Genomic DNA, 13,546 nt, shown 5'->3' with positions numbered 1-13,546 from the left:
TCAACTATTGCTTTTACTTTTCAGATTCGCCTATTCATCTAACTGAATGTTTACTTGCGCTGACCCCTTTAAAAAGTTCGGGAAACTATTGATATATAACTTTACTGGATTCTTAATACTTTGCACGTCATATTTCGAATTCGTTTCAAAATAACCGTCACCTCCAGAGAAATTCCCACCGTTCCCTTCCACCTTATTACCGTTTGCATCGATTCCTTCACCAAGCACTTGGCGGTGAAAATTTGGGGTATCCGGTAAATACGTAATATCTACTTCATCCGCTCGAACTGCCGTTACTTTTAAATTCGGTAAGTCTGGCATGTAGAGCACTTTGCCTTTTTCAAAATCAACTTCAATATAATCCTGCCCTTTTTCGAGAGCTTCCACTTCACTAATGACTAACGTTAATGCTTTTGGCTCCCTAAAATAATTACTTTGTAAAAAGTACGACATCTCTCCTTCAATTTCAGAGCCAAAACCACTTATACCATTCGTGATGCGGCTCCATTCCTCACCGTTTTCATCGAGTAGCTGTAGCGAACCAATTGTTAAAATACGCTTCGGATTATTCGGGGCAAATGCCACCCTCACTTCGACACGAAGCGGTGAAATATGAACAGACTTAACCGTTAATTTTTGCCCGTCTATTTCGATTTCTTCATTTACAACATAATCTTTCGTTTTCACAATTTCCTGCGTAACAGTAAATGGAACGACAATGACTTCCTCCTCGCTAAAATGAAAACGCACTTCAAAATCAGAATGTGTGTAATCCATTTCCTTCCATGCCCTTACTTCAATCTTATCTTCTACGCGATTTGTTGGCTCTGTGGAAAACCAGCTATACGTATAACTCGCTTCTACTGGCTCTCCGTGTTGAAAAATTTCGATTTGCCTTGTTTCTAAATTCGATATATCAAAAGGTGCCTCGACTGTATAAGCTATAATCATGCCGGATTCGTCGGCTATGACATGGTCAATGATAATTGTAATGTTATTTTCCGTCACAGTGACTCCAAGCTTTTCGTAATAGTCATTTTGTAAAATATCTTCTACCCCTTTATCATAGGCAATCATATCGACAAGCGGGGCTAAACCTGGGATTTTTGCAATCGCGCTAGCAACTGTAGGTGACATGCGAACAGATGTTACAAATAACGCGAGCATAATAGCTATAAGGGCTACGGTTTTAATCTTGCGATGACGTTTTTTTTCTTCTAATCGTTTTTGCTGGAGTGCTTTTATTCGCGCCTCATGAAGTGCTTGTTTTGGTACAGGTAGTTGTTCTAGTTGTTCAAATAATTCCTTTTCCATTTACATGCCACCCCTTTCGCCCATTAGTCCACGTAGCTTCCGTAATGTAGTGTGTAGTCTTGACTTCACTGTTCCCTCAGGTATTTGCTGTATTTGTGCGATTTCACTATTTTTTAAGTCCTTAAAAAACTTTAAATAAATGAGTTCTTGTTGCGCTCGTGGCAGTTCGGCAATGATGTCTGCTATTTCAAGCTGCGGAATAGTCGTGCACTCTATTTCAACTGATTCTTTTAACTCTATGTTTACCTGTTTTTTGCGCATATTATGGCACACATTTAGTAGAACACGCATAAGCCATGTTTGTATAAAGGCTGGCTCTTTTACGGTATGTATTTTTTTCAAACAGCGATACGTCATTTCTTGTATTGCTTCAATTGCATCGTGTTCATTTTTCATATAGGCAAATGCTGTACGATAATAAGCATCTTCATAAAAAGCTAATAATGCTAATAGCGCCTCTTCATTCCCTTGAATCGCCCGCTTTGCTAAATCGAGTTCTACCATTCATGCCCCCCCTTTATTGATTAGACTGCCGGCATTGGCTAATCGTTCATTTATTTTTAAGAATTTATAAATATTTCACTTTCGATTTAAAAGAAATCCAATTAAGTTGGTATACTTAAAAGGAGATGTCTCAAAACTTTCGAGACATCTCCTTTTTTTATGCAAGCGATGTATAAGGGTATAGAACATTTGCTGGATAGTGTATACCCTCTTTGCATTTCACGAATAACGCACCTTCATCATAAAACGGTGATTTCTCGTATTTTGATTCATCATCTGGTGTGAAGCAAATTGAAATGGTTTTAACTTCTTCTGGCATGATTGCAGCTAAAACCGTTTGTAACGGCAATGGCTGCTCATGAATGACATCATAAATAACTATTGTTTCCCCTTCGATACGGTAAAAAACTATCGTTTGCAATGCCTCAATAAAATACATATTTTGACGATAGTTGACGAGGCAATGAAATAACGTCAAATCATCCGCATACTTCGTCGAAAACGTTTGCCGCATATGACGATTTTTGATCGTTTGTTCGATTAATAAACGGTCTGCTACATTATCTATATGCAGCTGTCTTTGTTCTAACGGCTTTCGCTCAATTGAACTTGTAGCTAACGAATAAGCACTTTGCGAAACTGTTGTAAAGCCAAACTTCGGATAAAACGAAAGCACGGATTTATTGGCAAATAAATAATAAATATCAATTGTTTCCGCGTAAGTAGCGAGCACTTCATTCATCAACTGCTTGGATAAACCTCGTCCTTGATACTGAGGATTCGTCATCACTGTGCCGATTTGAAGTGCAGTATATTGCTTCCCTTCAATGACTAAATCCAGCTCCGTTACACTTACATTTGCGACGATTTTGTTTTGATCTACAACGGAAAAACATTTATAGCGGTCTCCCCAATAGCCTTTTTCATACCATTCCTCAAATTGCAGTCCAAATGTTTCCTTTGCTAGTTGGAAAAAACTCGTTCTGTAATGATCTTGATCTCGGTAGTCCGTTATAAGCTGCAATGCGTTCATCAGTGGCCTCCTCGTTTCTTTTTTGTCATTTAATAAGTAACATAAACTAACATCGGCAATCCTTTTGATTTATCCATAAATACCTAGTAAAACAACATTTTTATCTTTATCGTCAACAAATAAGATGATTTGTTTTGCGAATGTTATAAAAGTACGAATTGTTATTGAATTTTGTAATTCATCTTCTAACTTCCATCCTGTTGGTTGGAGTAAGATTGACCCATTGTCAGCAAAAAAGGAACTTTCAAAAAATTGTCGTATCTCCTCTGTCCCTTCTATATGTAATGGATTAACCAAATCTTGATTTACTAAATAATATTTCAATTCTCTTGGTTCAGTCGCTAAATTTATATTTTTTGAGCGATAGATATCAGGAATAACAGGATAAACACGGTCTAAAAGAATCTCCGCCACCATTTCTTTAGAGTCTTTTTACAGGCATCTAACATTAATTTCTTTCAGTTCGCCATTGATAAAAATCTTCTTTACATCTTCGTAATGAGGTGCGATTTCATTCATAATCGTAGTAAGTGAATCTTCAGTTGGCGTTGGGAAACTTGTTAGACCGTCATTTCCAGTAATCGCATCTATTGAAGCAAAAAATTGGCAAACTACACTCATTTTATTTAAAGCAGTTGCCGACTCGATTCTTTCAATTTTTAATTGCCCATCTTCATCATTTAAAGAGAATTGTGGTTCTTTTATTTCAATAATCCAGTCAAACAAAATTCTCACCCCTCATCCGTTAAGGCGCATCTACAGTATAAAGCTGCCTAGATTTTTTTACTATTTCCCTTTTCTTTCTCAACTATCACGCGCCATGTTATGTCTTACCAGAAAGATAATATTTCGCATTAATATAAAAGGCAGTGCCTAATGTAAAAATCACTAATGAAATCCACAGTGCAATCCCAGAGTATTCACCATCCAAAATCGTTTCACTAATTAAATTTATAACTATGATTAACACCATACTCGCATATAAGCTATGAACAAATTTCATTTCAAATCTCCCTCCCCGGCATTTTACTGCCCATTTAATATTATGATCCTAGGTTCATTAATCTTCATCTGAAAAAGTATATAGATCAGTATTAAATTCATCGTTACTTAATTTCTAAAAAGTTTGAACCCTTAACTTCTCGATTCAACAATCCCCCTTAAAAACTAGTACCTTTATTTTTAATAGATTTTTTATTAATGACGAATATTTTTTGTTTAGCAAGACACAACCCACAAAAAATAGGACGAGTTAATATTGTTACTTATGTGGACGGGAAAGTACTACTTTATTTCCCTCTGAAAAGCTAAAATAGAGACTTTAAGATACAACTTATCCGCAAATAAGTGTCATTGGCACTTAATTTCTAATAAGTTGTATGTCCATTTCGACAAATGAGACAAATCGAGTTTAAAAAATACAAAATCAAATTTATAAAAGCCAAATATTAATAGAATTTTTTAATCTGACCTTTTTTATCTTGAGCATTCGGTTTTTAACAAACACCATATAATCTATACGATTCAAAGTAAAATTAGTTCCACAATTCAGAATATTAATTAAGGACATCCACAAGAAAGAATCAGCTCGCTCAAAATAGGGCGAGTTGATGTCTTTACTTATATGGACGGGAAAGTTATTCTTTCGTATCAAAAATAAAAGAGCACCCCAGTCCGGAGTGCTCTTTACATATTATTTACCTAAACGTTCTTCAATTAATGATTCCATATCAACAGCAATTGTATCAAATGGTACGCCGTCATCTGTTTGAGAATAGCCTGTGTAGTTTTTCACAGCGACGCCTTGCTCATCTACTAAAAAAAATGTATTGGCATGCATCACTTGGTCGTCCCCTTCGATCGCTCTGACAAGGGATTTGAATGATTTAACAGAGAATTGCTCAATAAATTTTTGGTCATAGCCCGTTAGTAAATGCCATTTTGACTCATCTGGCACTGTATAGCGGCTTAAATACTCTGTTAACACTTCAGGCGTATCGTTTGCTGGGTCAACTGAGAACGCAACAATATTGTAGTCCTCAACATCACGGTCGATTAGTTCCTTTTGAATTTCCGTCATATTGTACGTCATCGGTGAGCAGATTGTTGTACAATTTGTGAAAATAAACATCGCCAGCCAAGGTTTGCCCTTTAAACTCTCCAGGGAAACTTCCTCACCACGATGATCTGTAACCGTAAAATCTTGAATTTCATATGAAGTAGTAGGCTTAAATTGATAATTGCTACACGCACTTAGTACAATGGCCATTAGCATAAGCACAATGAGCCCCACAGATTTTTTTCTCATTTTTCTCTCTCCCACTCTTTACAACGTTCCCTTCATCTTATCGAATTGAACGGATGAATACAATAGCATGTTTTATGAAAGCTTTCTGACAAATTTGTGAAACATACTCTTCACAATTTATTACTCGTCTACCAGTCCTTAACGACACTTACTTTTATGACTAGCTGCAAAACTTGTGCCACCAAAAAGGGACATTCCTAATGAAATAAATTCGAAAACCTTTTATAATAAGACAGAGAGAGAGTAAAGAGGTGAATGTAGTGGACTTAGAAGGTTGGTTTTTATGGTTTATTTTATTTTGGGTAGTAGTTTTAGTTGTATTAATGGGCATTGGTGGATTTTTCATGTTCCGCAAGTTTTTAAAATCCCTTCCGAAAAGTGACGGTAAGTCGGATTTGGACTGGCAGAACATTTATTTAGATAAAACGATTCATCTGTGGGGCGAGGATGCCAAGTCATTATTGGGCGAGCTTGTGAGTCCTGTTCCGGAGCTTTTTCGTCAAGTAGCGAAGGAGAAAATCGCGGGGAAAATTGGCGAAATTGCCTTGGAAGAACATGCAACAGCAATTGATAATGACTTAATTATTCGTGGCTATATTCAAGCAACTCCGAAGCGCGATCATAAATTTTTACGTAAAAAGCTAGAGCAAATGCAAATCGATGTAACACCATATGAGCATTTGTTTGACTAAACTAGTTTATATTTGGAGAGATTCTATTAAAAATGGAGTCTCTCTTTTTTTTATCGGTAATAAGAAACGGTTCACTTGTTATTTTACAATAAACCTTATTATCCCTCCCCTACTAATTTGAGAATGATCTATCCATTTTTAACAGCTACATTATGGAGAAATTATATAATTTCCTTGACAATAAAAAAGAGAAAAGGAATTAGATATTTTGTCTAATTCCTTTTCTTTTTTAACTCGTTAAATGGGCTTTTTTAATTTTTTGATATTGGATGAGCATTGCAATACGCCACGGGCCAAGCATGGAGAATGCTAAAATCCAGAACATACCACCCAGTTCACCAACATCTAAACTATTTGAGAATACTAATTTTAAAATAATACGAAACACAAGCAAGCCAACTAAAATAAATGGAAATGCTTTTGAGGCTTTCATATAAATATCATTTTCACGAATCTCAAATTTAGAAGTAGCAATTAATAAGGTTGAGAACAATAAACCTAAAGCGGTTGCCTCCAAAATTTGCATCGGTGCAACACGAAACTCTTCAAAAATAAACATCAGTGCTCCCGTTGACATCGCCACAGGAGGAATGATAATCTTCTTTGCACTAACAGGCTTTTTTTGCGAACGCATACGCATTACCATGACAAATGAACCCATGACAATGGCCATCACTGTCGAGCCAATTAATAAATACTGAGAAGGTATTGCGTCAAACATCGAACCCCTCCTCTTCGTTGACTACTCTACTTCAATACCTAAAACATTATACACTACTTCCTTCAGCTTATAGGGCTGAAAAGGCTTTGTAATAAAGTCTTTTGCACCGCTTTCAATCGCATCAACAATAATACGTTGTTGTCCTAGGGCTGTAATCATTACGATTTTCGCTGCCGGATATTCGGGAATAATTTTCTTTACCGCATCTAAGCCTGACATAACTGGCATTGTTAAATCCATCGTAACGATATCTGGTTGATGCTCTTTATATAGAGCTATCGCTTCACGCCCATTGGCAGCCTCTGCAACAACATTAAATCCCCACTCTTTAAACATATTTCCTATCGCAACACGCATAAAAAGCGCGTCATCAACGACTAATACTGTTGGCATAACAAAACTCCTTCACTATCCACAAATTATAGCATGCAATAGATTTAGTGTAACTACTAGAAGCCCGTAAATCCACCAAAAATCGGGGAAAGTAAACGAATAATATAATCTAAACCGTCAAAGAATAATAAAACACCGACACCAATCATAATATAACCGCCAATTTTGACGATTTTTTGGCTGTTTCTACGAATCCAACCCATTCTGGAAACAAAGAAGGACAGCACAAAGAACGGAATCGCAAAGCCAAGGAAGTAAGCAAACATATACAACATCGCAGAATCTGGATTTGTTCCACCTAAGGCAATAATCGACATTAAAATTGGCCCTGTACAAGGTGTCCAACCTGCTGCAAATGCGATCCCAATCAATACAGACCCGAAATACCCGCTTGGACGATTTTTAAATTGGAATTTACGATCCTTCATTAAGAAGTCGATTTGTAATAACCCGACGATCATTAAACCAAATACTACAATTAAAATCGCACCAACTTGGCGTAGCAGGTCTTGGTATTGTATGAAAAAATCTTTTGCAAGCGACGTGCTAAAGCCAATCGCAATAAAGATAATCGAAAAACCTAGAAGGAAACATAACGTATGTATAATAGCTCGCTTTTGTAACATTCCCTTTTCTGTTTTAAGTTCATCTAACGTCATTCCTGTAATATACGACAGGAACGCTGGAAATAGCGGTAGTGTACAAGGCGAGATAAAGCTTAAAAAGCCTGCACCAAACGCTAAGAAGACATTAATATCATTAGTCATGATGTCTGTTCGCTCCTTCACATTAATGTTTCCATCGTACCAAATTTCGGGTAACAATGTGCAGAATTCATCTGTGAACATTTCGTGGCGAAGCTGTGTAATAAATGTGAAGTGCGTAAATTAGATGAACTCTACATATTGTAGCGAAAACACGCATACAAACCATTATCGAATATAGTCAATTATGAGTAGTAGCGTGTAGATAATGGATGTAAAAATAATGACGACAAAAAACGCCATAGACTGAAAGCAAAGAAACCACTTCCACAAACTTTCATGTGGGTGCTGCTCCAACCATTTTTTTGCGGCCCGAAAGCTAATAAACCAGCAATGAAGTGTAACAAAAAGTGATGGAAATACAAATAATACCAACACGAAAAACAGCTGCAATGGAAAGATTGGAGTGTAATAGCCATAGTTAAAAATAAAAAACGGCAAAATAAACCAAAACACAGATGTAACAGCAAGAACGGTCGTAAAAATGGCATGTAACCACAAATATTCACGATGTATTTGTCCGTAATATTTAAACGCTGCTCTCATTCAATTCACCTACTTACGTATTACCTCAGATTATTCCCGTAATAGGTGAATTAAAACCTTTTCAAATAAAAAGTAGGTGTCTCATCAAGCTTTGAGACACCACTAAAGATACGACAGGTTTTACCAACAACAAAAAGCCTAAATCGCATCGTTTTATTAAATTGAAGGCGCTGTTAAACGCTACTGTTATTTTATTAGCTACTAATCTTTGTTTTTATCAAAAACAACAATGTTATTTACATAGCCTAATTGAAAGAGAGTTTAATAGTTGCTCAAATATTCCATCTTATCTTTACTTGTACGTAAATTCCATTCCGGCTCAAACCGCTTAATAATCGCATTTTTTAAGCGATTCATCTCTTTCTTATCATTCATTGGACAAATAGAAAAATACACTTTACATGTATCGATTTTTTTCGTAATTTGCGCATTAATATGGCAGTGCGTAGCTGTCCCATCCCTAAAACAGCCTTTTGCAGAAATATTGCCGATGTGCTGATTAAAGCGCTCGCGGAAAGACCTTGCACAAACACCCGAAAATACAAGTTCATTTCCTACAATGATAATGTAAACACCATTTTTCTGAAGAAGCTCTTCATTCCCTCTTACCACAAATTTCGAATACTTCATATCCCCATAGTTATTCAAAAACTGTTTGTAATATGGATCTCCCATGTCCTTCATTATTTGTACAGCTTGTCCAGCAGCTTTGTCGAGTAGCTGCGGGTGCAAAGTTTCGGTATCAATTTTTAAATGCTCGTACTTCTTTTGCGTAATAAGTTGTGCAAGTGTCATTTTATCAAATTTTGCGAATGCATTTTCAATCCCTGACTCTTGAACGTCAACATCAATTTTACTAAAATCAAACCGATTTCCCCCGATTGTAACAAACATTCAGTTTCCCCCTTTGTCGTTCTATGTATAATATTCTCTATAATGTCGATAATCCCTTCAAACAGCCAAAAAAAAGTAAGTTGTACTAGTACAACTTACCAATTTCTAATGCTGAACTGACGCAATATGATGACGCCTTCTTGTTTCTACTACTTTTGATACGGAGAAAATAACTAACGCCATCCAAATGAAGCTAAATGCAATAAACTCAACCTGTGTAAATGGCTCTTTATATAGTAAGATGCCTAGGAATAACACGATTGTTGGCGATAAATACTGGATAAAGCCCATTAAATATAACGGAATACGCTGTGCCCCTTTCGCGAACAACACAAGCGGAATTGCTGTAACAATACCACTTACTATTAAGAGCATGTCCGTTTTTGTACTGACATGAAGAAAGGACATATTGCCTTTTGTCAGTATATACATATAGTAGCTTAGTGCAAAAGGAAGAATAAATAATGTTTCAATTGCTAAGCCTCTCGTTGCATCAAGCTGAATTTTCTTTTTCAATACGCCATAAACCGCGAACGATAGCGCGAGTAGTAATGCCACCCACGGGATCGAGCCAGAACTAAATGTGAGTACAGCTACACCGAATGCTGCAATACACACCGATACAATCGTCGCACGCGATAGCTTTTCTTTAAAAAACATCATTCCAAATAATACGGAAATTAACGGATTAATATAGTAGCCTAAGCTTGACTGCAGTACATGATTATTCATTACAGCCCAAATATAAACATACCAATTCATTGTAATAACTACAGATGCCCCGGCTAGTGACCAAAACTGCAATTTATTGCTCCATAAAAATTTTAAATCAGCTATTAAATTTTTGCGTTGCCCTATGAGTACAATGAATATTGTCGTAAAGACAAACGACCAAATAACACGGCCCAGTAGGACTTCCATGCTGTTTACATGCTCAAGCATTTTCCAATACAACGGGAAGATACCCCAAATGACGTATGCTCCTACAGCATTTAGTATCCCTTTTTTCTCTTCGTTCATGAATCCACCTCTTAGTAAGTTTGCGTAAAGACCAAATACACCTCGGCATATTTGGACGCCTGCTGTATAAAGTTACACCAATTATAGAGGTCGAAATTTTACTTGTAAATACACAACTTGTCAAAATACTTCGATTTCAGAAACTTCGCTCCCAGTTGTAGTTAGCAAGCAAATTTCCACACACAAAAGACGACCGGTATTTTTTTCTAAAAATTCAAACTAATTCTCTAATTATGCTTTATAATAAAGCTATTCTATTTGAAAAAGAGGTCTTAATAATGGATTTAGGATTACAACAAAAAGTGGCACTTATTACAGGTGCAAGTAAAGGAATCGGCTTATATACAGCCATACAATTTGTAAAAGAAGGCGCTCAAGTTGCCATTGCAGCGCGTGGTGAGGAAAGCTTAGCTGTAGCAAAAGTGTTTATTAAAGAACAAACAGGTGTTGAAGTACTAACACTTGCAGCGGACGTATCAAAAGAGGACGAATGCAGACGTATCGTAGAGGAGACAGTAGCGCATTACGGAAAATTAAATATTGTCATTAATAATGCGGGAACATCTTCAGCTAATTCGTTCGAAGACGTGGATAGCGCACTTTGGCAATCGGATTTAGATTTAAAACTATTCGGTGCCATTAACTGTTCGAAACAGGCCCTCCCTCATTTAAAAGCACAAGGTGGAGGCGCGATTGTGAACTTATCAGCTGTACTTGCGAAAACACCACCTGCAGGAAGTTTGCCGACAACAGTTAGCCGCTCTGCAGGGCTTGCACTTACAAAAGCGATGAGCAATGATTTAGGCAAATATAATATCCGCGTGAACGCAGTATGCATCGGCCTAATCCGAAGCAGTCAAATTGAAGCACGCTGGCAAACAGCGATGCCAAACGAACCATGGGAAACATATTCTAAAGAAATCGGCAGAAACATTCCACTAGGTCGTATAGGTGAAACAGAAGAAGCCGCTAATGCAATTGTCTTCTTAGCATCTGAAGCTGCTTCTTACATTACAGGTACAGCACTCAATATTGATGGTGGCTCGGGCGGCACATTGTAATTTTCACATCTAAAAATAAGCAGGCGAAATCCGGTATGATTTCATCTGCTTCTTTCTTTTTTCCGATCTTTCCGTTACTCATTTAACCGCTACTGGTGCATTTATTAGCCAAAATACGCATAACTTATGTAACACGCAAATAACAATATAAAGACAGTTTGTTAAAATACCCCAAAACTAATTAACACAAAAAATAAAGGGAGGAACTTATAAATGACCGCTTCGAAACAAGCATTATCGTATTTACAACCACCTAACCGCGATGAAGTGCCTGTGGAATTCCAGGCTACGCTTGATACAATGATTGCCGAACAAGAAGCTAAGCAAGGTTTTTCCAATGCACTCCTACATGTGCTGCCACTCAACCCACATGAGCATAAAGGTTTTTTAGACTTTAAAAATTCACTTTTCAACGAGGAACATACTTATTTATCAATCATTGATAAAGAAATGATTGGTTTAGTCGTCTCTTCTACAAATATGTGCAACTACTGCTTAACGACGCATAGTGATGTACTACGTGGTCTGACAAAAGACCCCGTTTGGGTGGATCGCCTGACATACAATTACCGCTCGGCAAAACTATCATTAAAGCAGCTCGCTCTTTGTGAGTATGCGTTCCGCGCAACGAAAAAACCTGATGAGCTTTCTACAAAGGAAGTCGATTTACTCCGTGAAGCGGGTTTTAATGATCACGAAATTCTTGAAGCCGCGTATGTCGTTGGCTTTTTCAACTACACAAATCGTTGGGTGAGTACAATTGGCGCCATTGCCAATCCGGGGCATCATTCGAATAATCGATAAGAAAAGCGCATTCGCGCCCGTTTGCACGCGACAAGCACTGGAGAGCCCGAAGCGAAAGTAAACGCTCCACCACTTTCGCCAGAGGAATCGAAGCGACCTCGAGCGTGCGGCGCGAATGCCTAGACATTATCAAAAAGTTATACTTCCTATCTAATAAATAAGGCTACGTCAAAAGGAAAAATTCACTTTTGACGTAGCCTTTTTACGAGATTAATTGTTTAATACTATAGATATTTACTCGCCTCTCTAATACTTAAAGGAGCAAGTTTTTCGCGGTATCTTTCTATAAAATCCGTCACCCATTGTGGATTGGTTTTACTATAATCTCGTAAACTCCAGCCAATTGCTTTGTTGATGAAAAATTCTGTTTGCCCTAAATTGTTTTTAATAATCGCTTCTAGTAAGTCTGTGTTCGTTTTTGCTTTTCGTGAAAGCTGATGGTCAATCGCCATCCTTCTCACCCAAAAGTTCTCGTCTGTGCTCCATGCTAACATCATTTCGTTTACTTCTGGATAAGACAATGCAATTTCTCCAACAACCCCGTCCAGTCCGTCAACCGTATCCCACCATGATTTAGAAATAACTAATTCCTTAATTTTAGCAACATCTGAAACGGTTAAACACTTTTTCTTAAGCAATAAATAATCTGTCGCTACATATTGATATTCTCTATATTCTTGCTTCCAACAATCATGGACAAATGACCAATCTACTAGTGGTTCTTTTTTTGCCTCTTTGAAAAAATCCTTGTATATCGCTTTACGCTTTGGTGATGGTGTTCCCAAAAATGAAAATTGGTCACGCATATACGCACTCATTTTCATTGCTTGTTCATTGTCCCTACTATTCTCTAGAGCGACAAATAAATTATAATAATCCATAATTCTCCCTTTCTGAACAAAAAATTAGTCAATTTATTATAAGCCTAAATTCGGTAAATGAAAAAGGGACATGCCATAGCACATCCCTAAAATACTAATTATAACTTCCAAAACGGCGATCAAAGACCCGGTTAAATCTTGTTACCCCGTAACCGTAGAAGAACACTTGTAAAATAATCATATTGACTGCTCCGAAAATAATGCCCGACTCCACATTTCCCTGATATAAATAAATAAGTGGCACAGCCGGTAAAATAGCTAGAAATAGAGACGCGACTATCAATAATGTTTTTGCATTCTGTGAGCCTTTATCCTCTTTTACGAGTACATAAAATAGCAATAGGTTAAGCCCAGGAAGCCAAGCCCAAAGTTTCTTTCCTTCCATGCCGAGCCCATCAACAAGCTTGCTGTAAATTAAACCGAAAATAAGGTGCTGTAGTAGCGTAAACACTGTGAAAATAAGAACGATCAACCCAACATTTACCTGCAAACTATTTGTTGCTACGAATGAATCCATTTCCAAGCCCCCTTTGTTGATATGTAAAAAATTTGAACCTAACTCTATTATAATTATAATGGTAATATTATACAATTTTATTTAAATATAATTT

The 13,546-nt window shown here is 37.0% G+C and carries 18 protein-coding genes; 3 read left to right on the top strand and 15 right to left on the bottom strand.

Annotated features, from left to right (window positions below):
* Window positions 1-30: 30 nt before the first annotated feature.
* The 7 genes from MHH87_RS08045 to MHH87_RS08015 all read right to left on the bottom strand — a co-directional run bounded on the left by MHH87_RS08045 (window position 31) and on the right by MHH87_RS08015 (window position 5,159).
* Window positions 31-1,314 (bottom strand): DUF4179 domain-containing protein, encoded by a 1,284-nt coding sequence (locus MHH87_RS08045; RefSeq protein ID WP_340748797.1) that lies wholly within the window; start codon window positions 1,312-1,314, stop codon window positions 31-33.
* Entirely contained in the window at window positions 1,315-1,818 is a 504-nt protein-coding gene (locus MHH87_RS08040) for a sigma-70 family RNA polymerase sigma factor (RefSeq protein WP_340748796.1), read from the bottom strand.
* A 157-nt stretch (window positions 1,819-1,975) separates the two neighbouring features.
* Complete coding sequence (locus MHH87_RS08035) at window positions 1,976-2,851, bottom strand: GNAT family N-acetyltransferase (protein ID WP_340748795.1); 876 nt, start codon at window positions 2,849-2,851, stop codon at window positions 1,976-1,978.
* Window positions 2,852-2,920: 69 nt separating this feature from the next.
* On the bottom strand, window positions 2,921-3,268 hold the full coding sequence (locus tag MHH87_RS08030; protein WP_340748794.1) for a hypothetical protein: 348 nt from the start codon (window positions 3,266-3,268) through the stop codon (window positions 2,921-2,923).
* Between the two features lie 15 nt (window positions 3,269-3,283).
* The gene (locus tag MHH87_RS08025) at window positions 3,284-3,577 is read right to left on the bottom strand and encodes a hypothetical protein (protein WP_340748793.1); all 294 of its coding nucleotides are present in this window, start codon (window positions 3,575-3,577) and stop codon (window positions 3,284-3,286) included.
* Window positions 3,578-3,674: 97 nt separating this feature from the next.
* Window positions 3,675-3,854: a hypothetical protein gene (locus MHH87_RS08020; protein ID WP_340748792.1), complete on the bottom strand. Its 180-nt coding sequence runs from the start codon at window positions 3,852-3,854 to the stop codon at window positions 3,675-3,677.
* Window positions 3,855-4,544: 690 nt separating this feature from the next.
* Window positions 4,545-5,159 (bottom strand): SCO family protein, encoded by a 615-nt coding sequence (locus MHH87_RS08015; protein ID WP_340748791.1) that lies wholly within the window; start codon window positions 5,157-5,159, stop codon window positions 4,545-4,547.
* A gap of 260 nt (window positions 5,160-5,419) precedes the next feature.
* Between MHH87_RS08015 and MHH87_RS08010 the strand changes: the two genes are divergently transcribed.
* A complete protein-coding gene (locus MHH87_RS08010; protein WP_445683084.1) occupies window positions 5,420-5,851 on the top strand; it encodes a DUF2621 family protein in 432 nt (143 codons plus the stop codon).
* Between the two features lie 229 nt (window positions 5,852-6,080).
* On the opposite strand, the gene MHH87_RS08005 is transcribed toward MHH87_RS08010, so the two are convergent.
* From MHH87_RS08005 to rarD, 6 genes are all read right to left on the bottom strand, one after another.
* Window positions 6,081-6,572, bottom strand: a complete 492-nt coding sequence (locus MHH87_RS08005; RefSeq protein ID WP_340748789.1) for a CcdC family protein — start codon at window positions 6,570-6,572, stop codon at window positions 6,081-6,083.
* A 21-nt stretch (window positions 6,573-6,593) separates the two neighbouring features.
* On the bottom strand, window positions 6,594-6,965 hold the full coding sequence (locus tag MHH87_RS08000) for a response regulator (protein ID WP_340748788.1): 372 nt from the start codon (window positions 6,963-6,965) through the stop codon (window positions 6,594-6,596).
* A gap of 56 nt (window positions 6,966-7,021) precedes the next feature.
* A complete protein-coding gene (locus MHH87_RS07995; protein WP_340748787.1) occupies window positions 7,022-7,732 on the bottom strand; it encodes a cytochrome c biogenesis CcdA family protein in 711 nt (236 codons plus the stop codon).
* A 165-nt stretch (window positions 7,733-7,897) separates the two neighbouring features.
* Window positions 7,898-8,275, bottom strand: a complete 378-nt coding sequence (locus MHH87_RS07990) for a hypothetical protein (RefSeq protein WP_340748786.1) — start codon at window positions 8,273-8,275, stop codon at window positions 7,898-7,900.
* Between the two features lie 261 nt (window positions 8,276-8,536).
* Window positions 8,537-9,169: a hypothetical protein gene (locus MHH87_RS07985; protein ID WP_340748785.1), complete on the bottom strand. Its 633-nt coding sequence runs from the start codon at window positions 9,167-9,169 to the stop codon at window positions 8,537-8,539.
* A gap of 105 nt (window positions 9,170-9,274) precedes the next feature.
* The gene (gene rarD, locus MHH87_RS07980) at window positions 9,275-10,189 is read right to left on the bottom strand and encodes an EamA family transporter RarD (RefSeq protein ID WP_340748784.1); all 915 of its coding nucleotides are present in this window, start codon (window positions 10,187-10,189) and stop codon (window positions 9,275-9,277) included.
* A 278-nt stretch (window positions 10,190-10,467) separates the two neighbouring features.
* Between rarD and MHH87_RS07975 the strand changes: the two genes are divergently transcribed.
* Together MHH87_RS07975 and MHH87_RS07970 are read left to right on the top strand one after the other, a co-directional pair.
* The gene (locus MHH87_RS07975) at window positions 10,468-11,250 is read left to right on the top strand and encodes an SDR family NAD(P)-dependent oxidoreductase (RefSeq protein ID WP_340748783.1); all 783 of its coding nucleotides are present in this window, start codon (window positions 10,468-10,470) and stop codon (window positions 11,248-11,250) included.
* Window positions 11,251-11,463: 213 nt separating this feature from the next.
* On the top strand, window positions 11,464-12,054 hold the full coding sequence (locus tag MHH87_RS07970; protein WP_340748782.1) for a peroxidase-related enzyme: 591 nt from the start codon (window positions 11,464-11,466) through the stop codon (window positions 12,052-12,054).
* Between the two features lie 224 nt (window positions 12,055-12,278).
* Here MHH87_RS07970 and MHH87_RS07965 read toward each other — a convergent pair whose 3' ends face one another.
* A complete protein-coding gene (locus MHH87_RS07965) occupies window positions 12,279-12,935 on the bottom strand; it encodes a DNA alkylation repair protein (protein ID WP_340748781.1) in 657 nt (218 codons plus the stop codon).
* A gap of 94 nt (window positions 12,936-13,029) precedes the next feature.
* Window positions 13,030-13,452, bottom strand: a complete 423-nt coding sequence (locus MHH87_RS07960; protein ID WP_340748780.1) for a hypothetical protein — start codon at window positions 13,450-13,452, stop codon at window positions 13,030-13,032.
* Window positions 13,453-13,546 lie beyond the last annotated feature (94 nt).

It is taken from the genome of Solibacillus sp. FSL H8-0538 (genome assembly GCF_038003525.1).
Classification (GTDB): domain Bacteria; phylum Bacillota; class Bacilli; order Bacillales_A; family Planococcaceae; genus JBBOPI01.
The sequence above is the reverse complement of the archived record's forward strand: the minus strand, read 5'-3'. Positions and strand labels throughout refer to the sequence as shown.